Annotated in this window: 20 protein-coding genes, 2 tRNA genes and 2 pseudogenes; 4 read left to right on the top strand and 20 right to left on the bottom strand. The window is 37.3% G+C overall.

The genetic code is table 11. The features are described from left to right. Nucleotides 1-1,257, top strand: a pseudogene (locus H8787_RS03120) (ISL3 family transposase). Between the two features lie 56 nt (nt 1,258-1,313). Here H8787_RS03120 and H8787_RS03115 read toward each other — a convergent pair. The 13 genes from H8787_RS03115 to rsmH all read right to left on the bottom strand — a co-directional run bounded on the left by H8787_RS03115 (nt 1,314) and on the right by rsmH (nt 13,626). Next, a complete protein-coding gene (locus H8787_RS03115; protein ID WP_003033748.1) occupies nt 1,314-2,981 on the bottom strand; it encodes a DAK2 domain-containing protein in 1,668 nt (555 codons plus the stop codon). A gap of 2 nt (nt 2,982-2,983) precedes the next feature. After that, nucleotides 2,984-3,349, bottom strand: a complete 366-nt coding sequence (locus H8787_RS03110; RefSeq protein WP_003025907.1) for an Asp23/Gls24 family envelope stress response protein — start codon at nt 3,347-3,349, stop codon at nt 2,984-2,986. 193 nt (nt 3,350-3,542) lie between these two features. Next, nucleotides 3,543-3,731 carry a 50S ribosomal protein L28 gene (rpmB, locus tag H8787_RS03105; protein WP_003025909.1) on the bottom strand — a complete coding sequence of 63 codons (189 nt, stop codon included), beginning with the start codon at nt 3,729-3,731 and terminating at the stop codon, nt 3,543-3,545. A 134-nt stretch (nt 3,732-3,865) separates the two neighbouring features. Then, nucleotides 3,866-4,528, bottom strand: a complete 663-nt coding sequence (locus H8787_RS03100; RefSeq protein WP_006270081.1) for a LiaF transmembrane domain-containing protein — start codon at nt 4,526-4,528, stop codon at nt 3,866-3,868. 5 nt (nt 4,529-4,533) lie between these two features. Then, a complete protein-coding gene (locus H8787_RS03095) occupies nt 4,534-4,980 on the bottom strand; it encodes a LytTR family DNA-binding domain-containing protein (RefSeq protein WP_003025913.1) in 447 nt (148 codons plus the stop codon). A gap of 208 nt (nt 4,981-5,188) precedes the next feature. After that, nucleotides 5,189-5,261: transfer RNA gene (locus tag H8787_RS03090), tRNA-Thr, on the bottom strand. A gap of 150 nt (nt 5,262-5,411) precedes the next feature. Then, complete coding sequence (locus H8787_RS03085) at nt 5,412-6,293, bottom strand: class II fructose-bisphosphate aldolase (protein ID WP_003070319.1); 882 nt, start codon at nt 6,291-6,293, stop codon at nt 5,412-5,414. A 184-nt stretch (nt 6,294-6,477) separates the two neighbouring features. Further along, nucleotides 6,478-6,563 (bottom strand) — tRNA-Leu (locus H8787_RS03080). Nucleotides 6,564-6,749: 186 nt separating this feature from the next. Then, on the bottom strand, nt 6,750-8,708 hold the full coding sequence (locus H8787_RS03075) for a peptide ABC transporter substrate-binding protein (RefSeq protein WP_187328211.1): 1,959 nt from the start codon (nt 8,706-8,708) through the stop codon (nt 6,750-6,752). 394 nt (nt 8,709-9,102) lie between these two features. Continuing rightward, complete coding sequence (gene mraY / locus H8787_RS03070) at nt 9,103-10,086, bottom strand: phospho-N-acetylmuramoyl-pentapeptide-transferase (protein WP_187328210.1); 984 nt, start codon at nt 10,084-10,086, stop codon at nt 9,103-9,105. Between the two features lies 1 nt (nt 10,087). Continuing rightward, entirely contained in the window at nt 10,088-12,346 is a 2,259-nt protein-coding gene (gene pbp2X / locus H8787_RS03065) for a penicillin-binding protein PBP2X (RefSeq protein ID WP_187328209.1), read from the bottom strand. Between the two features lie 3 nt (nt 12,347-12,349). Further along, nucleotides 12,350-12,667, bottom strand: a complete 318-nt coding sequence (gene ftsL, locus H8787_RS03060) for a cell division protein FtsL (RefSeq protein ID WP_003070323.1) — start codon at nt 12,665-12,667, stop codon at nt 12,350-12,352. A gap of 8 nt (nt 12,668-12,675) precedes the next feature. Continuing rightward, a complete protein-coding gene (gene rsmH / locus H8787_RS03055) occupies nt 12,676-13,626 on the bottom strand; it encodes a 16S rRNA (cytosine(1402)-N(4))-methyltransferase RsmH (protein ID WP_006270105.1) in 951 nt (316 codons plus the stop codon). A gap of 153 nt (nt 13,627-13,779) precedes the next feature. Between rsmH and H8787_RS03050 the strand changes: the two genes are divergently transcribed. From H8787_RS03050 to H8787_RS03040, 3 genes are all read left to right on the top strand, one after another. Further along, on the top strand, nt 13,780-13,968 hold the full coding sequence (locus H8787_RS03050; RefSeq protein WP_003070327.1) for a helix-turn-helix transcriptional regulator: 189 nt from the start codon (nt 13,780-13,782) through the stop codon (nt 13,966-13,968). A gap of 268 nt (nt 13,969-14,236) precedes the next feature. Beyond that, nucleotides 14,237-15,592 (top strand): TrkH family potassium uptake protein, encoded by a 1,356-nt coding sequence (locus H8787_RS03045; RefSeq protein ID WP_003070328.1) that lies wholly within the window; start codon nt 14,237-14,239, stop codon nt 15,590-15,592. Nucleotides 15,593-15,603: 11 nt separating this feature from the next. Then, a complete protein-coding gene (locus H8787_RS03040; RefSeq protein ID WP_003070330.1) occupies nt 15,604-16,269 on the top strand; it encodes a potassium channel family protein in 666 nt (221 codons plus the stop codon). Nucleotides 16,270-16,316: 47 nt separating this feature from the next. Here the strand turns inward: H8787_RS03040 and H8787_RS03035 are convergent, their stop codons facing one another. From H8787_RS03035 to H8787_RS03010, 7 genes and pseudogenes are all read right to left on the bottom strand, one after another. Next, nucleotides 16,317-16,574, bottom strand: a complete 258-nt coding sequence (locus H8787_RS03035; RefSeq protein ID WP_003070331.1) for a DUF896 family protein — start codon at nt 16,572-16,574, stop codon at nt 16,317-16,319. Nucleotides 16,575-16,589: 15 nt separating this feature from the next. Next, nucleotides 16,590-18,629 (bottom strand): glycine--tRNA ligase subunit beta, encoded by a 2,040-nt coding sequence (gene glyS, locus H8787_RS03030; RefSeq protein ID WP_187328208.1) that lies wholly within the window; start codon nt 18,627-18,629, stop codon nt 16,590-16,592. A 2-nt stretch (nt 18,630-18,631) separates the two neighbouring features. Then, nucleotides 18,632-19,546 carry a glycine--tRNA ligase subunit alpha gene (glyQ, locus tag H8787_RS03025; protein WP_187328207.1) on the bottom strand — a complete coding sequence of 305 codons (915 nt, stop codon included), beginning with the start codon at nt 19,544-19,546 and terminating at the stop codon, nt 18,632-18,634. A gap of 368 nt (nt 19,547-19,914) precedes the next feature. Continuing rightward, a pseudogene (locus H8787_RS10260) lies at nt 19,915-20,669 on the bottom strand (hypothetical protein). Nucleotides 20,670-21,403: 734 nt separating this feature from the next. Next, the gene (locus tag H8787_RS10060; RefSeq protein ID WP_004224255.1) at nt 21,404-21,715 is read right to left on the bottom strand and encodes a hypothetical protein; all 312 of its coding nucleotides are present in this window, start codon (nt 21,713-21,715) and stop codon (nt 21,404-21,406) included. A gap of 9 nt (nt 21,716-21,724) precedes the next feature. Further along, the gene (locus H8787_RS10055) at nt 21,725-22,117 is read right to left on the bottom strand and encodes a hypothetical protein (RefSeq protein WP_224785098.1); all 393 of its coding nucleotides are present in this window, start codon (nt 22,115-22,117) and stop codon (nt 21,725-21,727) included. A gap of 180 nt (nt 22,118-22,297) precedes the next feature. Beyond that, nucleotides 22,298-23,053 carry a DUF6261 family protein gene (locus tag H8787_RS03010; RefSeq protein ID WP_187328206.1) on the bottom strand — a complete coding sequence of 252 codons (756 nt, stop codon included), beginning with the start codon at nt 23,051-23,053 and terminating at the stop codon, nt 22,298-22,300. Nucleotides 23,054-23,463 lie beyond the last annotated feature (410 nt).

The following is a 23,463-nucleotide window of genomic DNA, read 5'->3' as shown; positions in this document are numbered from 1 at the left end:
ATGGAACAATTAAATTTTATCACAAACTTACTCGGAATAAAAGACCCTAACATCACCATCTTGGATGTTCTAGATGCTGGAACGCATAAAGAAATCATTGCTAAGCTTGATTATCCTGCGCCTAAATGCCCTCACTGCCAAGGACAAATGGCTAAATATGACTTCCAGAAAGAATCAAAAATTCCCTATCTAGAGTGTGCGGGATACAAAACGCTGATTCGTTTGAAAAAACGCCGTTTCTGCTGTCAGGCTTGCGGAAAAATGGCTGTAGCTGAGACTTCCTTAGTCAAGAAAAATCACCAAATCGCAACTATCGTCAACCAGAAAATCACACAAAAATTGATCGAGAAAGTCCCTATGACTACCATCGCTGAAAGTTTATCTGTATCTACTTCCACCGTCATTCGTAAATTGAAAGAATTCAAATTCAAGACAGATTTATCTTTCCTTCCAACTCACATGTCTTAGGATGAATATAGTTTCAAGAAAGGCAAGATGGGCTTCATTGCACAGGATTTCGACTCAAGACAGGTCATAACTATCCTAGATGGACGAACTCAAGCGAGAATTCGCAATCACTTCCTTCATTATTCTAGACAGGTTAGATGCCGAGTGAAAATCATTACCATGGATATGTTTAGTCCTTATTACGACATCGCCAGAAAACTATTTCCAAATGCTAAAATCATCCTTGATCGCTTTCACATTGTACAACATCTCAGCCGGGCTATGTGTCGTGTTCGTGTTCAAATCATGAATCAATTGGATCGAAAATCGCACGAATATAAGGCACTGAAACGCTACTGGAAACTCATTCAACAAGATAGTCGAAAACTAAGTCATAAACGCTTTTATCGACCGACTTTTCGTATGCACTTGACAAATCAAGAGATTCTTGAAAAGCTGCTCTCTTACTCTCAAGAACTCAGAGAACACTATGAACTCTACCAACTCTTACTTTTTCATTTTCAAGAGAAACAAGCTGAACATTTCTTTGGACTCATTGGAGAAACAATTTCTTGTATAAATCCTATCTTTCAGACTGTTTTTAAAACCTTTCTCAAGGACAAAGATAAAATTATCAACACTCTTGAACTCCCTTACTCAAATGCAAAGCTAGAGGCCACTAACAACCTCATCAAAGTCATCAAGCGAAATGCTTTCGGCTTTCGGAACTTTGACAACTTTAAAACTAGAATTCTCATCGCTTTAAATATCAAAAAGGAGAGAACCAATTCGGTTCTCTCCAGGGTATGACTTTTGGGTAACCCACTACAGTTGACAAAGAGTCGCCTTTCAATGATTCTTTGATTTTATTCAACACTAAAAAGATATGGATAAACTGGTTGTCCACCTTTATGGATTTCCACTTCTACATCTTCAAATTTTTCAGTAATATCTTGAGCCAATTCATTGGCCAAATCTTCACTTCCATCTTCACCGATGTAAATCGTCACAATTTCGCTGTCTGTATCTAACATTTTACTGAATGTTTCATTCAATGTTGTCAACATATCCGGATTAGACACAACAATTTTTCCATCTACCATACCAAGATTATCGTTTTCATGAATTTCCAATCCATCAATCGTTGTATCGCGAACAGCTGTTGTCACACTACCACTTATCACATCCGTAAGAGCAGCCGTCATTCGGTCATGATTTTCCTCAATAGATTTACTTGAATCAAAAGCCAATAGGCTTGTTAAACCTTGCGGAATCGTTCTTGTTTCTATTACTGCAGCAGGTTGTTCAATTACCTCAGCTGCCGATTGTGCCGCCATGAAAATATTCTTATTGTTTGGCAAGATAATGATATGGCGAGCATTGACCTGTTCAACTGCCTTAATAAAATCTTCTGTTGAAGGATTCATCGTTTGACCACCGGAGATGATGTAGTCTACTCCTTGTGCCTTAAAGATTTCTGCCAAACCTTCACCAGCCACAACTGCAATAACAGCATACTCCTTTTCTTCAGCAGTTTGCTTGTTCTCACGCTCTTCCTTTTCAACTTGTGCATCATGTTGATTGCGCATATTATCTACTTTGACTTTGACAAGGCTTCCATATTTCAAGCCTTCCTGCATGACTAAACCTGGATCTTCCGTGTGGACATGAACCTTTACAATTTCGTCATCATTGACGACAAGGAGTGAGTCCCCCAATTCATTCAAATAATTGCGAAATTCATCATAATCAAATTCTTTTACATACGTTGGACCTTTTTTCAAAGCCACCATGATTTCAGTACAATAACCGAATTTGATGTCTTCTGTTGCCACATGACTCGCTACTGACTTATGATGCTCTGCATTAATCATTTCCGTCATTGTTGCAGGCGTTGCCTGAAACTCTTCGGATGCAATGTATTCACCTGTCAACGCTGCCAAAAAGCCTTCATAGATGAACACCAAACCTTGACCACCAGAGTCCACAACTCCCACTTCCTTTAAGACCGGAAGCATATCTGGTGTCTTCGCAAGAGCTATCTTAGCACTCTCAAGAGCAGCCTTCATCACCTCAACAGCATCGTCTGTTTCTTCTGCTTTTTTTCTAGCACCGATTGCAGCCCCGCGAGAAACAGTTAAAATCGTTCCTTCAACAGGCTTCATCACAGCTTTGTAGGCCACTTCAACTCCAGACTGAAAAGCAAGAGCTAAATCTTGTCCTGTTAATTCTTCCTTTTCTTTCACACTCTGAGAGAAGCCACGGAAAAGCTGTGAAGTAATAACACCAGAATTCCCACGCGCCCCCATCAAGAGACCTTTAGCAAAAATTCCAGCCACTTCACCAACAGTAGAAGCAGATTTATCTGCAACTTCCTTTGCCCCATTTTCAATGGTCATTCCCATATTGGTACCTGTGTCACCATCCGGCACAGGAAAAACATTTAAAGAATTGACATATTCAGCCTGTTTATTCAAACGAGTAGATGCAGACTGCACCATTTCTTGAAATAAACTAGTAGTAATATTTGACACGATTATTCTCCTACAACTTTAATATTTTGGATATAGACATTTACTGTTTCAGCAGTAATTCCAAGCTGATTCTCAAGACTGAATTTCACACGCTCTTGAATATTTTTAGACACTTCACTTATCTTAGTACCATAGCTCAAAACTGTATACACATCAACAGCAATGCTTCCTTCTTCCGTTGTTTTTACTACAACACCTTTTGCATAATTTTCTTTGCCCAACAAAGCTTGGAAATTATCCTTAATGGCATTTTTACTGGCCATTCCGACTACACCAAAAATTTCAGTTGCCGCTCCGCCAACGATTGTCGCAATAACATCATCTGTCAGCTCGATTTGACCATCTTTTGTATTGATTTTTACAGTCATAATTTCTACCTCAAAAGTATTTTATAGTTTATTTTACCATATTTTATGCGGACTGTACAAGAGAGAGTACATCATTAAAAAGGATTCAATCAATACGGAATGTTTCTTTTACTTATCTTAAAATAAACATATCCGTAATCCGCTTTCTTATGCAAAAGAAAATGAACCTCTCAAAGGTCCATCCTTTCGTTAATTAAACGCGTTCAACTTTGCCAGATTTAAGGGCGCGTGCTGAAGCCCAAACTTTCTTAGGTTTACCATCAACTAAGATTGTCACCTTTTGAAGATTTGGTTTCACAGTACGTTTTGTTTGGTTCATTGCGTGAGAGCGGTTGTTTCCTGATACAGTTTTACGACCTGTAAAGTAACATACTTTTGCCATTTATACTTGTCCTCCTGATTAGTTTCACGGGCTTTATACCACATACCGTAAAATTTTATCACAATTTTTAAGATTTTGCAAGACTATTTTTCTTATATTTCAAAATTCAAGTAGATCAATGACTTTCTTAAATTTTAAATATAAATAATTCCTAAGCGACCAAAAGATACATCTCCTTTTACATAAAGAGTCTTATCTTTCTCATTGATATTACGGGGATTCGTCACTGTACCAAAAGCATTATCCACATCTAACTCTACACGCCAATTACTTGGTACATATAATGTAGCATTCCCAAAAGATACATCAATATCAAAAGTTGCAGAGTCTCCTTTAATGATAGCATTGTCAAAATAAACCGTAGCATTCCCAAAAGCACAATCTAGTGTTTCATAAGTAAAATCATCCGAATGGATATAGCGTGTACCACTTCCAAAATTGATGTCTCCATTTATGACACGACGAGCATTTTGACCATGATAAATACCCCAAATTCGTTTTGGTTTGAAAATCAATCCAATACCAATAGAAGCCAAAATCCCTGCTAGGAAAATCGTTCCAGATGAGATGGGCAAAAAATGATAGCTGCTATTTGCAACGATTAAGGAAATAATGGCTAAAATAATCCCGCCAGATAAATTTCCTCTCCAAAAATTTTCAATTGCAAAGTAAGCAAATCCAAGCACAACAAGCATTGGCCAAAAATTGAAATCAATAAGCGGAATACCAAAATTTCCTTGTAGCAGCACCCAGCCGGCTAATACCAAAAGCCCCACTCCAAACAATGTTTTTCTCATAATATTTACCTCATTTCACTTAATTTTTCTTTTAGGAATTGAAAATAATGCCTAGACACATGCACTTGCTTATGGGTATCATAAAAGCGAATACTGCTCGTTCCTGAAAAAGACTTTTCTAATGAATAAATTGCTTTAATATTCGTAATCGTTGATTTAGAAATACGACAGAAATACCGCGGCAAACATTCTTCTAGCTCATACAATTTCAGTTTGACTTCATAAGCATTATTTCGAGCATGCGCAAAAATTTTATTTCCATCCGTTTCAAAGAAGAGGATATCTGCTAAATCAACATAATATTCACTCGTATCTTTGTAAAAAAGTATAGATGGCTTGGCAACTTCTTCCAGAGAACGTTGAATGCGCTCTATCTGTTCATCAAAGCGAGGTGCCTTAATGACAATTTCTGCTTCTTCCAGATTCGAATCTAACTCTACTCGAATTTTCATAAACGCTCCCCTCGCTTTTCTTTATTTTATTATAACAATTGTCACATGAAATTCAAGCGATTTTCAGTAAGTGGTTCATTCGGATAGGTAAGTGGTCGTGAAATCTGAATAACTTACTTGTTTTTCATGAGCTGACCAGATTATAGCCCCTTTTTACGTACTGTATAAACAACAAAAAAGCCTTCAATTCAATGAAGACCTTCAATGATGCCGATTATAGGGCTTGAACCTACGACCTACGCGTTACGAGTGCGTTGCTCTACCAACTGAGCTAAATCGGCTAAATAAACGTATAAATCTATTCTAGCATGCAAATTTGATTTGTCAAGAGGAAACGAAAAAATAATGAATCCTATACTACATCACAAACAACTCAAGTCAAAAGAAAATCCCGCCAAAGCGAGATTTTCTTTTTTATTTGGTAAGCTTAATTAAGCTTTACCTTCTGAACCGAATACGTCGATACGTTCTTCAACAGCTTCTGTAATTGCTTCGAAACCTGGTTTCAAGAATTTACGTGGGTCAAAGAGTTTCTTCTTATCGTATTCTGCTTCGTTTGCTTCGTATTCAGCAGCAAATTTACGAGTAGCTTTAGCAAAAGCAATTTGACATTCAGTATTTACGTTAACTTTTGCCACACCCAATTTGATAGCTGCTTGGATTTGGTCATCAGGAATACCTGAACCACCATGCAATACGATTGGGAAGCCAGGAACAGCTTCTGTCAATTTTTGCAAGTGATCAAGGTGAAGACCTTTCCAGTTAGCTGGATATGGTCCGTGAATGTTCCCAATACCTGCTGCAAGGAAGTCAATTCCAGTTTCAACCATTGCTTTTGCATCTTCGATTGGAGCCAATTCACCGTCACCGATGATACCGTCTTCTTCGCCACCGATTGTGCCAACTTCAGCTTCCACTGATACTCCATTTGCATGCGCAAATTCAACCACTTTACGAGCTTTTTCAAGGTTTTCTTCAACTGGAAGATGAGAACCATCAAACATAACTGAAGTATAACCAACTTTGATACATTCAAGTGCATCTTCATAATGACCATGGTCAAGGTGAATAGCAACTGGTACAGTAATTCCCATTGATTCTACAAGGCTTTCAATGAGGAGTTTACATACTTTATAACCACCCATATATTTAGCAGCACCCATAGAAGTTTGGATAAGAACTGGAGCTTTTTTAGCTTCTGCTGCACGCAAGATAGCTTGAGTCCACTCAAGGTTGTTTGTATTAAATCCACCAACTGCATAACCATTGTCACGAGCTGCTTGGACAAATTTTTCTGCTGAAACGATTGCCATTAGTATTAGGCCTCCTATTTATTTTTATGGGTTTCCCCACTTACATTGTTTATTTTATCACTTTTCAGGAAAAAATACCAGCATTTCCTAATCTTTTAAGCGTTTTCTCATATAAAACAATTTTCTCATTCTCATATTTCAAAATGGCAAAACAAAAAAAACTGACCGAAGCCAGCCTATCTGATGCGGAGAGAGGGACTTGAACCCTCACGACCTAAAGCGGTCACAGGATCCTTAGTCCTGCGCGTCTGCCAATTCCGCCATCCCCGCGATTGAGTACTTTATTAGTATAACAAGATAGAACCACCTTGTCAAGAAATTTTTTTGAAAAAATGGAACTGTCAGTAAACAATCCGAAACATTCATTTTAAGCAGTATCGTTTTAAAACAGCTCTTTTCGTACAAAAAAGAAACTTCTATGAAACTTATCGTTCATAGAAATTTCTTGTACCCGTTTTATTTTACATGATTTTCATAATCATCTTGTGCTTTTTGATTAGACGCTTCTTTTTCTTTCAGCCATTTCTTTTTAGCACTTTCGTATTCTTTAGTCGTCACAATTTTATCTTGTAATTTAACATATTTAAAGTAGTTGCTTGAACCACCTTTAATCCCTACCAGAGAGTAAGAACGACTAAACGGAACAGTCTTTGTCACAGACGGAGTCCCTCCAAGAGAGAGATTAGGCATTGTCAAAGCACTATCAATCAACCACGCTTGTGCTTCAGCATATTTTTCATAACGTTTCGTCTCATTGGTTTCAGCATTTGCTTCCTCAAGCATTGTAGTATAGGTATCCAAACCAACAGCCTTTATCTTAGCATTCTCTTGACCTGGTTCTAAGCCAAAGTTCTGCAAACTACCACCATTTTTAGTATTCAAGGTATCTAGATAAGTGGATGGGTCTTGATAGTCTCCTGACCAACCACCATTGTACAAATCATAATCTTTTTGAGCGGCAGTATTGGCAAAATAACTGATATTGTTCAGTTCATCTGAGCTCATCTGCTGAATATCAATCACAACATTATCGGCTCCTAAGACAGACTCAACAGATTGTTTCATAGAACTTTCCCACTGAACACCGATTTTACTAGTTTGATCAGCTGGTACGTCTAAGTGAATGGGAAATTGAACACCTTTGGCCTGCAATTCTGCTTTTGCCTGAGCAAATTTAGCTTTTGCTTTTTCTGGATTGTAGTAAGCATCTTGCGCATCAGTCAGATTCATATTAGACCATTCTGAACCATAATTTACTAACTTAGAGGATACCACATCGCCAAAAGACTTATCTCCAATGGAAACAAATGTTGGTGGCACGAGCGTGTTCCGCAACACCTTTGTTGCACCATCTTTCCCATTACTTTGTGCACCGTAAGAAGTGCGGTTATAAGCAAAGTTGATAGCTTGACGAAAGGCTTTGTTTAGTACCGCTTCTTGCGTTGAAGATTTTTGAGCATCTGTTTTCTTAGATGTGTGATTGTAAGACTGACGATTTAAGTTAAAATTGTAATAATAACTAGTTGCATCTTGTAAACTATAGATGATATTGTTGGCATATTGTTTCTTGACAGAAGCAAAACTTGAACTATTTGGATAGAGACGAGCCGCACTATAGGCGCCATCTGTGAAGTTTCGGATAAGCGCTTCTTGGTCCGATCCATCATAATAAGTCAATTTGATATTGTCCAAGTGAACATTCTTTTTATCATAGTAATGAGGATTTTTAGCAAATTCCATAGAGGATTTAGCCGTCAAAGACTTCAGCAGATATGGACCGTTGTAAAGAATGCTACTCGGTTTCACAGAACCAAAATTCTTTCCTTGCGATTTCAAAAAGTCCGCATTTACTGGAAAGAGAATATTATTGGTTGTTTTTGAATTCCAATAAGGTTCCGTACGACTTAAAGTATACTGTACTGTATAATCATCTACAGCTTTCACACCAACTGTTGAAAAATCTTTTGTCTCCCCTTTGATATACGCATCTAATCCTTTGACAGAATCTTGCACAAGGTAAAGGGCTTCAGATTTATTATCTGCAGCATATTTCAAACCTGTCACAAAGTCTTGTGCTTTTACACCTGCGTACTCTTCACCTTCTGATGTGTACCATTTTGCGTCTTTACGTAATTTATAGGTATAGGTCAAACCATCTTTGGAGACTGTCCATGACTTAGCGAGTGCTGGAACTAAGTTTCCGTATCGGTCATTTTCTAATAATCCATCAACTAAATTGGTCACAACATCTGAAGTTGTCGCACGATTAGCCATCAGATAATTCAACGTGTCTGGATCTTGTGTATACACATATGAGTATGTTGACGTATTAGAAGTTGACTTGCCACAACCTGCTAATAAGATTCCAGTGCTTAGCACAACTCCCGTTGCAATAATCCATTTTGATGATTTCATAGATAAACCTCCTCTAATATCACATTTAATTACATCGCATATTATGCCAAAACAGTTTTAAAAAGTAAAAATCATTTTTTAACAAAAAATATTATCCATTTAAATAATAGTCATTTATTGGGTTATACAATCAAAATAGTTTTAATTATGCATAAAGAATCAAAAATTACAAATTCCGCTATCTAGACTAAGTTGAATAAACATTCTTTTTAAGTTAAAAAAATAAGATACTCTACTTTATTAAAACAGCAACCGCTACCCTCCTTTGACTAAATATTGAACCTATTATACACTTTTTTTATATAAATACAAGATAAATTATGAATTTTTAGAAAATTTTTCAGATATTATATAAAAAACTCATTTTAAAGTACTTTAAAATGAGTCACTTCTCTTATAAATATAAAATCGCAAGTGTTAGTAAACTAGCTATAAGACCGATTCCCCAGAAAAAGAAATCAACTTTCCATTCGCTCCAAGCTTGACCATGACCTGACAAACCACCTAGTTCAAAATGGTGGTGAACTGGTGTCATCCGAAAAATCCGTTTGCCTCCAGTCAATTTGAAATAAGAAACCTGCATCATAACTGAAGTTGTCTCAAAGACATAGACAATCCCAATGATAAGAAGCGTCCATTCTTGGTGAAGTGCTATCGAAATTGCTGCTAACATACCACCAAGAGCCAAACTTCCTACATCCCCCATAAAAATCTTGGCTGGTTTATGATTGAAAATAAAGAATGCAAGCAGACCACCAATCATACTCAAAATAACAATTAAAATATCTAAACGATGTTGAACTGTCGCAATGACTGCATAAGCTACTAAACTGATTGTAACAGAAATACTGGCCAATCCATCAATGCCATCTGTCAAATTGACTGCGTTGGAAAAGCCAACCAACCAAAAGAGAGTAAAAGCAATATAAAGATAGCCTAAATGAAGTGGGAAACCAAAAACATTGAGTAAATCTCCCCCACCGTGGGTATCAAAAAAGAAGTAAAAAACAATGCCACCGATAATTTGAAGAGCTAGTTTCTGCTTGGGATTTAAACCTTCATTTATTTTACGAAAAATCTTTAAAAAATCATCCAAGAAACCAACGATACCATACAAAACCAGAATAAATAGTACCATCAAGGCAGCACTTGAAAGTTCTTTAGAAATGAGAGCTGTCACAAAACTAGATAACACAGAGGCTACCAAAAACACAGTTCCTCCCATAGTAGGAGTTCCAGCTTTTGCTTGGTGTTGTTTCACATCTTCGTGCATTTGTTGACCGGAAATATGGGCTTTGTGATAAAAACGAATAAAAGCAGGTATTCCAACTAAAGTTAGAATAAAAGTCACAATACCTGCAATGATAGCTTGTAACATGCTAATCTCCTAATGTAATTGTTATTTCTTTTATTTTTTTGAGCGATGCGTTGGTCCTGACACTTTGAGCTACAACTTTTGAGCCTTTACCTTTGACATGGACTTTTATGCCTAACCAATCACCAAATGTTTCAGCATTTTTCTTCGTCCAACCATACATATCAGGCATTTCTGTAAAATCATCTGTTAGGATAAGAATTTGCTGGTTGGACTTCAGCTCTTCATCTGCTTTCGCGGAAACTTTCTTAATATTTTTACCGGTTCCCAAAACAATAGGTTGCACAAGATTGCGTCGTAATTCATCAGCCAAATCACCAGGACTAGTATTCTTAGCGGAGGGCATTTTATAAGTCAATTCTTTTGAAACAGATTTTAGAACAGGAGATTGTGTCGTCAAGTTCAGCGTATCTTTCATCGCTGCAGCCTCTTCCAATACAGGGTTAACAACTTCTTTCCAGAAAATGGGTTGGAAAGATTCTGAAGGTTGCTTCAGAGTTACATACATGATAAAATCAGGATTTTCAGCTGGTGTCATAGCCACAACAGAATAGATGTAATCATTTTCACCTGTTAGATAACCACTACCATTTTCACCTGCAATCTGCGCTGTACCTGATTTAACCGCCACATTTTGGTTAGGCACTCTGATAATTGGACCACCTTCCGCCTTACTATACAAGGTTCCGTAAACAGGATCTGTACCGACAGTTACCATATAATCTCTCGTTGTCTTAGCAGCCTCTTTTGAAACAGGACGCCCAACAATCTCTGTAGAACTCTTGCGTGCACGACCACTTTTTGAATCGTAGATAGCACTAATGAATTTTGGTTCAACCATTACGCCATCATTGGCTATGGAAGAAAAAGCCCGTAACATTTGTACTTGCGTAACTGAAATTCCCTGACCAAAGGCACTCATTGCATAGGTTACGATATTATCTGCCGGAAGACCACCGTAATCTTCATAATTCATTCCAAAACGCGTGGGTAATCCAAATTTAAATTTGCTAAGGTAGTCTAGCCATTTTTCATCTCCCATTTTCTTTTCAAGAGAAGCCATTCCCACATTACTAGAAAGGGCAAAACCTTGGGCATATGTTAGTGTTTGCCCTTCAGAAAGCCCCATATTGACAAGCCAGTCACGAATCGTCACATCTGCAATTTGCAGCCCACTATTATTATAGGTTTCGTTTGCTGGAAAAGTCTTGTTATCTATCGCCGCAGCAAGTGTCATGACTTTCATCGTTGAGCCCGGTTCATATTGATTTTGATAGAGAGCACTGGACCAAGCGAAGTCTTTTGTCAGATCTTGCTTCGTATCAGCATCAAAGCTTGGACGCTGTGTCGTTGCAAGAATCTCCCCAGTTTTTGCACTGACTAATGTGGCACTGGCATAAGTTCCCTTAGCTTTTTCTACAAACGCATTCATCCGCGTTTCAAGGAAAGACTGTAAGTCTGAGGATAAGGTTGTATAAATATCTTTTCCATCTTGTGTTTTCTTTGAAACCTTGTCAGATCCTGGTACTATATTTCCGTTTTTATCTTTTTCATAGGTGATGACTCCATTTGTTCCGGCTAATGTCTTATTTAAAGCAGCTTCTAAACCTGTCGTACCAACAAGCGTTTTGCTACCATCTTTATTTTCCTGAAGTTGCGCTAATCCAATAAACACTGAAGCAAAATTCCCATTTTTATAACTTCTATTTGGACTAGTTGTAAAATCAACTCCTTTTATTTTTGCCTTTTTCAATTCCTCACGAATGGTATTCATATTACTATAACTGATTCCATTTCCTTGGGAACCAAATGAAACTTGCTGTAATTTTTTTCGAGATAATTGCTTTTTGACGTAATCCTTATCCATGCCGAGATGCTTATTAAACACTTCAGCTACTTTGTCATATTGAGATTCTTCTACGTAAAGAATTTCTCCAGTTGCTGACTTATAGTTTTTATCAATAACAGCATAAACATTATAGGAAGTTGCGTCTTCAGCTATTGGAAGACCATTGCGATCATAAATCGTTCCACGCTTTGCGGGTACAATCCTTGTCACGTGATGCACCAGACTTGCTTGTTTAGCCAAGTTCACACCAAACTTTTTTCCAGTTCCAATGATAATTGCAAAATTGATCAAGAAAACAAAAAAGACAAAAACCGTCAAAACGCTTAGGTTTTTCCCCACTCGTCTACGGTTATAGTTAGGATTTCTCCGATTTTTCAAAGCATGGTTTAAAATTTGTCTTTTGAGTCCATTCATGCTTTATTCCGCCGTTCTGATATTTTCATTATTTTGGGTCATTTCCTGTGAACTTGCTAATTTTGACAAACGTTCACTACGAATCAATTCGTTTACTTCTTGTTTAGCATCATCTAGTTCTGTGCGCTTTGCTTCAATTTTTGAATTGACAGTCGTTAAATCACGTTGCACCTGCAATAATTTTGTTTGCATAAAGACAACACTAGTTGCTAAGATAACCGCTGTCAAGACTATCGCTCCATAAAATGCTTTCTCAACACGAGAAAATTTTTGAATTCGTGCCTGAAGTATCTGGCCAGTTGTTCTTGTTCTAGTTGCCATCTCAATCCTCACTTATGTACTTTTTGCGCCACACGCAGCTTAGCTGAATGGGCTCGATTATTTTGATCTAATTCTTCTTGACTTGGTAAAATGGGTTTCCGAGTGACCAACTTCATTTTAGGCTGTAATTCCTCTGGAATAAACGGCAACCCTTTCGGTACTTCTACTGTTGAGGCTACTTTAAAAAGCTGCTTGGTCAAGCGATCCTCCAACGAATGAAACGTAATCACCGAAATACGCCCATCAACCGTCAACAAGTCCATCGCTTGTTGAATGGACTCATCTGCCGCTCCCAACTCATCATTAACTTCGATGCGAATGGCTTGAAAAATCTGTTTAGCAGGGTGCCCCTTTTTTTTCAATTCCTTGGCAGGCTTAGCAGATTTGATAATCTCTGCTAACTCCGTAGTGGTCTCAATCGGTTTCTTTTCACGCATTTGCTCAATTTTCCGAGCAATTTGCTTTGAAAATTTATCTTCTCCATACTTGAAGAAAATCCGCACCAAATCGTGATAGCTGTATTGATTGACTACTGCATAAGCCGTCAACTTTGCATCCTGATTCATCCGCATGTCAAGCGGAGCATCCTGTTTATAGGAAAACCCACGCTTGCGCTCATCCAATTGCGGACTAGAAACCCCTAAATCATAACAAATGCCATCAATTTCTTCAACACCTAGCTCATGCAAACGTTCCTTTAAATGACGAAAATTATCATTAATAAAGGTCACCATTCCTCGCGCTACATAAAGCGCTAAGTGTTTTTGAGCATAATCAATAGCGGTCTGATCTTGATCAAAAGCATATAAATGACCGTTTTTTCCTAATTTACTCAAAAGATATTCGCTATGCCCTGCCCCACCTAATGTCGCATCAACATAGATTCCATCTGGTTTTACATTAAGCTGATCAATGGTTTCGTGTAGAAGAACTGTTACATGATGAAATTCATTTGTCATATCTTCACTATTATACCATAAAGATTTAAAAAATGAATTTCAGAATCATGTAAAGTTTTTTGTCAATTATACTTGACATATTTACTTAGTTTCTTCTATAATAATATAATTATAAAAGTCAGTTATATTTGACATCAAACCAAGGATAAAAGCATGAATCGAGTAAAAGATTTCCGAAAAAAATTAGATCTCTCACAATTGGACCTTGCTAAAAAGATTGGCGTTTCGCGGCAGACAATTAACATGATTGAAAACAACAAATATAACCCAACACTAGAACTTTGCATTAGTTTAGCGCTAGCTTTAAAGACAGACCTAAACACACTTTTTTGGAACAAGTAAAAAATAGAAAGACTAAATTCAAATGAATCTTCAACAATACAAAAAAATTATCTTACCTATTCTAGCTATTCTCCTTATCATTTCCTTCTACTTTTTCTTCACCTTGACAGATCCGATATTGTTTTGGATAGATGTGGCAGTGATTGCTTGCTGCATCTTTCTCGGTCGAAAATTTTTGAAGAAGGATTAGACTTCTTGCGCCTTCCTTCTCGTTTTTTAAGCTGCTTTGTGGTAAAATAAAGTCATTATTCTATGAAGGAAGATAAGAATGTCACGTTTTTTATCAAGATTGTCTCCTGCGAGGCGTATTTTATTGAGTTTTGCCTTCGTTATCGTGGTGGGCTCTCTTCTTTTAGATCTGCCTTTCGTGCAGGTAGCAACTTCTAAAGCCAACTATTTCGACCATCTCTTCACGTCGGTTTCAATGGTCTGTGTGACCGGACTTTTTACGCAGTCTGTTGCAGATACTTACAATATTTGGGGACAGATTATCTGCATGCTTCTTATTCAAATCGGTGGTTTGGGGCTGATTAGCTTCATCGGGCTGATTTATGTCCGCTCCAATCAGAAACTCAGCCTTTCCAATCGGACCACTTTGCAAGAAAGTCTCAGTCAAAACGAAACAAATTCTATACGTGATTTTCTCCGCTCGATTTTTCTAATCACTTTTAGTATAGAAACCCTTGGAGCCTTGATTCTCAGTTTTCGTTTTATCCCTCTTTTAGGCTGGGGAAAGGGCGCTCTAACTTCCATTTTCCTTGCTATTTCTGCTTTTTGTAATGCCGGATTTGATAATTTAGGTAGTAATAGTTTACTAGCCTATCAAACAGATGCTCTGGTTAATTTAACTATTGCTGCTTTAATTATCATGGGTGGTTTAGGTTTTTCAGTTTGGTTCGACCTAAAAACAAATATTCAAACAAATGGTCGAAAAAGAAAACTACGTTTTCATACAAAATTAGTTCTAGCTTTGACTGCCATTATCTTAATAAGCGGAACCTGTTTGACACTCTTAACGGAATATCACAATGCAAACACAATCGGTCGGCTTCCTATGGGAAATAAACTCTTAGTTAGTTTCTTTCAAACCGTCACCATGCGGACAGCTGGATTTGCAACGATTGACTATACTCAAGCTCGTCCGGTGACACTACTTCTTTACATCATTCAAATGTTTCTAGGGGGTGCTCCTGGAGGAACAGCAGGCGGACTGAAAATTACCACTTTCTTAGTTGTATTAGCCTTTGCTCGAACAGAAATTCTTGGTTTGCCTAATACAAATTTCGGACACCATACCTTTTCTCCATCCACCATTCAAAAAGCTTTCAGTGTTTTGATTGTCTTTACGACAACCTTTATTTTAGGACTGACATTCTTAACATTGACTGCAGATAATGGGCATCGGTTCATCTATTTAATGTTTGAAGCGATGTCTGCTCTTGGAACGGTGGGAGTGACTGCAAATTTAACACCTACTTTAAATCATGCAGCTTTAACAGTTATCATGTTTTTGATGTTTATCGGACGGATTGGACCGTTGACATTAATTGTCAGTCTCTCCAATCGAAAACCAAATAAAAAAGAAGCGATTAAGTTTGCCAATGCAAATATTATCGTTGGATAGGAAGGAATTTCATGGATAAACGAACAATTGGTATACTAGGGCTAGGAGTTTTTGGTCGCAGTATCATTAACACACTTTGCAAATACAACTGCGATATTATTGCAGTTGACGATCATGATGATGTCATCAATCATTTTGAACCAGTTTTGGCACGCGGAGTTGTAGGAGACATTACAGACTATGATTTGCTACAGGCAGCAGGAATTGATACTTGTGATACTGTAGTGGTCGCTACTGGGGATAATCTAGAATCCAGCGTCCTTGCCGTCATGCACTGTAAATCTTTAGGCGTTGAAAAAGTGATTGCTAAGGTAAAAAGCAAGACAACCCGAAAAGTGTTGCTAAAAGTCGGGGCTGATCGCTGCATCTCCCCTGAACGTGAAACTGGGATTTCACTTGCTAAAAATATCTTGCACCAAGCCACTACTGATGTGATTGAATTAGACAAAAATGTAGCCATTGTTGAATTTTATCCACCTCAATCCTGGATTGGTAAAAATTTAGCACAATTGAAACTTCGTCAAAACTATAATCTGAATATTATCGGTTTTCGAGAAAGTCCTAATGGTGTACTTAATATTGATACACCACCTAGCTACATTTTTAAAGATAAAGAACTGTTAATGGCTGTCGTTGATAGTCAAACATTTGATCATTTTGAGGATATTACCAAATAGCCAAAAATCGCTGAGAATATTTCTCAGCGATTTTTATATCATTTCTGTTACGAATTTGGATCATCCAAACTTCTACCGTGCAGGCCTTTTTCTCGTTGGACTTGACGGAGCTTTTCTGGCGTGATGTCATTTCCTGCTTCATCTACAATCTTGATTCCTTCGATGTGGTGACGAACGCTACGACGATACCCTTCGATATATTCTTCCCGCAACTTAGCTTGCTCTACTTTCTCTTCGGGTGTTAAGCCAACTGTTTTCTTTTTCTTGGCAAGCTCATTGATTCGTGCAATTTTCTTTGAATCCATAAAATTCACCTCTTATCATTTCGTATTGATTTGGTTAAATTGTGCCACTTTTTTAGCTTTTGTTGTTAAAGAAGCTAAGAGCGCCAAACGATTTGCTCGAATAACTTCATCTTCTGCCATGACCATGGTGTTATCAAAGAAGGCATCAATGACCGGACTTAAAGCAAATAATTGTTCAATATTACCTGCAAGATCATCAGATAAAGTCAAGTGCTCGATTGCTGTATGAAGTTCTTTTTCCTCTTCATTTTCAAACAGACTTTCATTCACAACACTCACTGCTTCTGCTTTTTCTGCCAAATTAAAGACACGTGCCAAACTTTCAACTGCTGGTTTGAAAGAATTTTCTTGTGCTTTTTCTGCTAGAAGAGCCGCCACCTCGACCAAATCACGTACAACAAACGTCGAGCTGTTGAGCACAGCTGTTACGATATCTTTCGGAATATCATTATCCATCATTTTTTCAATACGCGCACGGAAGAAATCAAGTACCTGCTCTTTGTTACTATATGTGAGACTATCAAACTGCAGCGCATAGAGCTGTTCTATCAATTCATCTAAGGCAATATGCCAACCAAATTTATCCAAAATGCGCACAACACCTTGTGTTGCCCTACGAAGAGCATAAGGGTCATTTGAACCGCTTGGAATGAGTCCGACTGAGAAGAACGAAAGAATCGTGTCTATCTTGTCTGCAATGGCTAAAATAGCACCAACTTTCGTATCTGGCAATTCACCGTCACTGGCAGTTGGTAAATAATGCTCTCGAATAGCTCTAGCTACTGCTGTGTTTTCTCCTGCAAGTAGAGCATATTTTTCTCCCATGATACCTTGCAATTCATCAAATTCTCCAACCATACCGGTCAATAAATCAAATTTGTAAATAGATGCGGCACGGGTTACATCTTTCACTTCCCGAGTAGATAAGTGTGCTTTTTCTGCTAAAAGAGCTGCGATCTTTGCTGTTCGTTCCATGTGCTCCGCTAATGAGCCAATTTTTTCATGGAAAGTTACATTTTTCAACTTGTCAACCAAGTCAGAAATAATCAATCGTTGATCTTCGCGCCAGAAAAATTCTGCATCTTCTAACCGAGCCACTAAAACTTTCTGATTTCCTTTAACGACATTTTCGAGGTGTTCTGCATTTCCGTTGCGTACCGATACGAAATATGGAAGAAGCTTGCCATTTTCATTGCGAACAACAAAATAACGTTGATTAACCTTCATAGACGTAACAAGGACTTCTTCCGGAACATCTAAGTAACGATCGTCAAAACGCCCAATAAAGGCGGTTGGATACTCAATCAAGTTCAGCACTTCATCTAACAAATTTTCATCAATTTCCACATGAACATTGTGCATTCTCTCAATTTCTTTGATTTGATCCAAAATCATGTTTTCCCGTTCCATTGGACTCGCAATGACAAAAACTTCGCGCAGATCTTCTTCATAAGAATCTGCAGACTGAATCTTCACTTCATGACCTAGAAAACGATGGCCTCGACTTGTCCGTCCACTTTCAATATCAAACAAATTCATCAAAAAAGATTCATCATCCAATAACACGGTGAGGGTATGAACAGGGCGAATATATTCAAATGTATGACTACCCCAGTGCATATTTACAGGAAAAGTTAGTGATCTCAATACATCCACAATACCGTCAATCAATTCCTCAACGGGTTTTCCGATTTCTTGTTTGGTCACATAGACATATTCCTCACCTTTTACTTCACGAAATGTGATATCTTCAACCGTCAAGCCTTTTCCACGAACAAAGCCTTGCGCAGCTTTCGTAAAATGACCATCTGCATCCAAAGCAATTTTCTTACTTGGTCCTTTGAAGTCTTCTGTCAGGTCTGTTTGCTTTTCACTTAGATTAGACACACGTACAGCCAAGCGACGAGGAGTGGAAAACATTTCAATCTTATCGAATGTCAAACGATTGTCTGTTAAAAAGGCTGCCATTTTATCACGCAATTGTTTCATGCTTGGTGTTACAACATAAGCAGGCATTTCTTCAAGCCCTAACTCAACCAATAAATTCTTCGTCATTTTTATTCCTCCTCAGCCAATAATTTCTCACGTGTTGCTTCGTCTAACAATGGATAGCCTAGCCGTTTGCGTTCAGCCACAAAGGTTTTAGCAACAATGCGTGCTAAATTCCGAATCCGAGCAATATAACCGGCACGCTCTGTTACGGAAACCGCTCCGCGAGCATCCAATAAATTAAAGGTATGAGAACATTTCAATACATAATCATAAGCAGGGTGCACAAGATTATATTCCAAGCAGCGTTTCGCTTCTGCTTCAAAATGATCAAAATTTTCTAAAAGCAAGGCTTGGTCGCTCACTTCAAAACTGTATTTTGAATGTTCAAATTCTGGCTGACGGAAAATTTCGCCGTACTTAACTCCATCTGCCCACTCAATATCATAAACGGAATCCACCTCTTGGATATAGGACGCTAGCCGCTCCAAACCGTAAGTTACTTCAGAGGTAACTGGACTGGTAGACAAACCACCGACCTGTTGGAAATAAGTAAACTGCGTGATTTCCATACCGTCAAGCCATACTTCCCAACCCAAACCTGCAGAACCAGTTGAAGGATTTTCCCAATTATCCTCGACAAAACGAATATCATGCTCCAACGGGTTAATCCCCAGCAATTCTAACGACTGCAAATACAACTCTTGAATGTTGCTTGGGCTTGGTTTCATTACAACCTGAAACTGATGATGTTGGTAGAGGCGATTCGGATTTTCGCCATAACGCCCATCTGCTGGACGTCGCGAAGGTTCGACATAAGCCGCATTCCATGGCTCAGGTCCAATGGCACGAAGAAAAGTATATGGGCTCATGGTTCCAGCACCTTTTTCATTATCATAGGCCTGCATGAGCATGCAGCCCTGTTCATTCCAAAACTGCTGCAACGTTAAAATGATTTCCTGAAAGGTTAATTTTTTAGACATTTATAACTCCTTATCCCTTATCATCAAAAAAAGTAGAACTGCATCGATACGACACCCTATACAGCTTTGCATAGGGGCGTCAAAACGCGGTTCCACCCTAGTTTATTACTTCATTGTTAATATAGCCTTAAGATAACATCAAGGACTAAAATTTACCGAAAGCTCCATCTTCATTTAGCTCTTATCTGGCTTCCACCATCCCAGACTCGCTAGCAAGTAATTGCATGAGACTTCTTTCATACAAAACATTATAGCAAGAAATAGAAAATTTGTAAAAGGAAAATATTTTATTTTACATTGGGTATCAAAAAAAGTCAACAAAAGTGTCTAATTTTTCTTTCTTGCACTCTTCACTAAAGTTTTCAAATCTATTTTTTACCTTGTTCATTCATTTCTTGCTTTCTCACAATTTCAAATTGAATTTTTGAATTTCCCGTTGTTTGTTTTAATATCTTTTCAGCCATTTTTTCAAGTGCTACCAATCTAAATGTACTATCCATAATATATTGAGTTAAATAGATTTTAAATTCATCACATTTTTCAATTAACTTCGTTTTATCTGAAAAGTCATCAGCGACTCTGGTATACTCTGTAAAATCTGTAGCCTTAGAAATTTTTTCAAAAAATCGATTAAATAAGTCAACTTCTTCATTAACTTCTGTTTTTAATTGGGAAAGCTTAACATCATCTTGAATAACTATACTTAATAACAACTCATCTCTCAAATCTATATAGTGATAATATTTAGGAATCAAGCGTTTATAATAAAATTTAACAAACTCAGTTGTGAAATTCAATTCCTCTGCAAAATTTTCTACAAACCATATCCCCTCATCACGAAACATAGCCTCAGCTTTTTTAACTCATTCAAAATTTGATAAGACCTTTCAGCTCGTTCAATAGTGAATTGTAAGAAGATTTGTTCTCGTTCATTTTCTTCTTGTTTATCAAAATATTCTCGTTGTAGCTTATGTTCTTCTTGTAATTGCTTTGTTTGTTGTTTGTTCTGGATATTCGCGACATACACAGCTATTCCACCACCAAATAACGCTCCAAGCATTGAACTGACAAATTGTGAATTAAAAAAATCAATCAAACTTTGAAAAATATCTAATTTCTCCATAATATTCTCCGTCTACACTCTTAATTTTCGTCAAACATTAATTGAAATTCTCAATTCATCTAATTATGTATTAGATCTTGAAGAATATTCATCACCTCAAATATTCAATATATCCTGAGATTTATGCTGTATATCAGGACAAATAAAGCCTTAAATTATTTTCATCCGAATCTTTTTTAGAAAATAATACATACAAAATAGTAAAATTGTACCAATAAATCCTCTAATAGTCAATAAATTCATCTCTTCTCCCTAACTTTTCAATTATCTTCTAGCATTCTTTCGTTTAGCACACATAAAGAAAAGACGTTTTTCGTACCATCACAATATCAAAACCATTCCCAAAATCCAAATAGTATCAACCACAATAATTCTCCTTTATCTATATTTTATTAATTCCTCAACAACTTCATTAATTTTATCTATCTCTTCATCAACTATTTTCATGAAATTGTCAAAATTAATATCTACATAATACTCAATAAAATCCCTAAAATAATTGTCCGGAGTTGAAAACTGGGAATAAGGAATTTCTTTAATAGAATAATGAAAAATATTATTTCTAAATTGACTATCTCTAAGAAAATATTACCTTTTACGTAAATAGTAGTTTGTATTTTTTCTGCTAAACCAGAATTAATACTTTTGGAATATTTACTTAGAATTTTTGCTAAAGAATTGACGCTAACTAGATAAGATTGGATTTTTGAACGATAGAATATATTACCTTTATTTTAGAATACTTTCGGGAATAAGCTATTTAGAAAATTGTTCTGACATAGAATATTGAATAACTGTAATTGAACTTCAAGTGGCAGATTCCCTAGTAAAATATCTTGCCTTCTGTTATCCATTAAAAACTTATCAATATGTCTTAATTTACAACTTGAAATATCCAGTTTCATTGCTGGATCTAAATTAAAATCTTTTTCAAAATTTGAAGTGACCGAATTGATAAAAGCAGACAGATCACGAGAATAATCAATAAAAATTGGTTCTATTTCTTGTTCCCACTTTTCTATAGTTGTAAATTTATTTAACCTCAAAATATATACTCATTTGACTAATGTTTCCATAAGGAATATCATCAATAGTAAAACTCCCAAATCGTGCTGCACAAAGCAATAAACAAAAAATTTTTGATAAAAATTATAGTTCGACTCTAATAGGCGCTTTCTTTCAACCGCACTATTACTTAACTTATTACAAGCTTTTGCAAATTTATTATCAGAATAGAGCTTCACGCCAATTCTAATTTTTTTCATCATGGTTACAAGGTTTACATCTCTGATGTTTGGTAATTCTAAAATGATTCCTTGTTCTTGAAACTTCTCAATCCAGCCTAAACAAATTGATGATAAAAACGGGAAAAGTGGTATGAATATCTCAGAATTATCAAAATCGTCGGTAAAATTAGTTATTATATATAAAATTTGCTTTGCTTCCATCGTTTCTTGTAATAGAAAGTATAAATGATATATTTCCCAATAATTTTTCTTCGTTCATAATAATTCGCTTCCCATTTTTCACTCACCTGCAGTTTCATCAAGTTTGTGTAGGTTTCTTTTGATAGAATTATACCACGAAACCACCAAAAATCCCCTAGAAATCATTCTAAGGGATTGACTTTACCCTGCTGCCATCTCTGCCACTTGTTCCGTTTTTGCTTTCTTGCTTGGACTGGATAGGCGGCGCTTGCTGTCGCGGATGGTGTTGAGGTCTTTGAGGAGTTTAGCAAAGTGGAGTTTTTCGGGATAGGCTTCTGCGGAGGCTGCGGTATAGCGCATAAAGAGGTCATAGATACGGGAGAGCTCGGTACGCAACTGCTTGGTTTTGCCGACTTCTTTGCTGGACTTGGCTGCACGCGCCAGAGCTTCTGCCCGGTCATAGTCTTCCTGAGCTGTTGCCACGGCGGTAAGCATCGGCAGAAGACCCAAGGTAGTCACTGCTGCATCATAAGGTTCCTCCTTGAGGGTTTTGAGGAGACTCTTGATTTCAGCAGTTGCGACATCGTTGGTATGCTTGGTGATGTCCTTATACTTCGCAAGGACTGGCGTTAGGGTTTCGTGGGCAGCTTTGAGATTGGGCTCCTTGATTTTGGCAAAGCCCCTATGCAAGGTAAACAGTCCGACTAGGGCACTGTCCCGCTCCTTATCCACTTCTGCTAGACTCAAGGTTTGTTTATTTTCTACGCTGGCCAACTGGGCTTGGAATTGCTCCAGCTTACTGTCAAAGACTTCAAGATGATCATCATACATAGCCTCATCCTTGTAGGACTTGGCAAAGCTAGTAAGAACCTGATGAGAGTCCGTCATCAAGCTCTCAAACTCACGGTTAGTAAAGTTGCTGTAAGGCAGGGGGCGAATGGTGTAGGTTTTTGTCATAATAATCCTTTCCAAAAATATGATAAAACAAGTATAGCATGTGGTGATAAATCTTTGGCAAGGCTACTCTGAAATGTTGTTTTTAAGCTCCGAAAAGGCATTTTCCTCTTTTTCAAAGAAAAAAGGCAGCAAAAATCCCCATCTGATTGCTAGTAAACCTTCAGATGGGAACTATTTGTCTATAAAAAACGAATCATCCGAGCATTCAAGACTTAGAATACCTAGAAACTTTAGTGATTAGTATCATCCTAGCCATAGAATGCCAATTAATTTTAGTAAATCCTGTCATTCGAGGGATAGATTATTTGGAAATTTTCATAAATAGGACTATCTGAAAGCTAGATTCCCTCCAAATTTTAGTAAGGAAGACGATTCGACTCCTAGATTGGAGTAGGACGTTGATAAATGAT

Source organism: Streptococcus sp. NSJ-72 (assembly GCF_014334035.1).
In the GTDB taxonomy this organism is placed as follows: Bacteria; Bacillota; Bacilli; order Lactobacillales; family Streptococcaceae; genus Streptococcus; species Streptococcus constellatus.
Note: the sequence above shows the minus strand (reverse complement) of the source record. Positions and strands in the feature narration are given on the sequence as shown.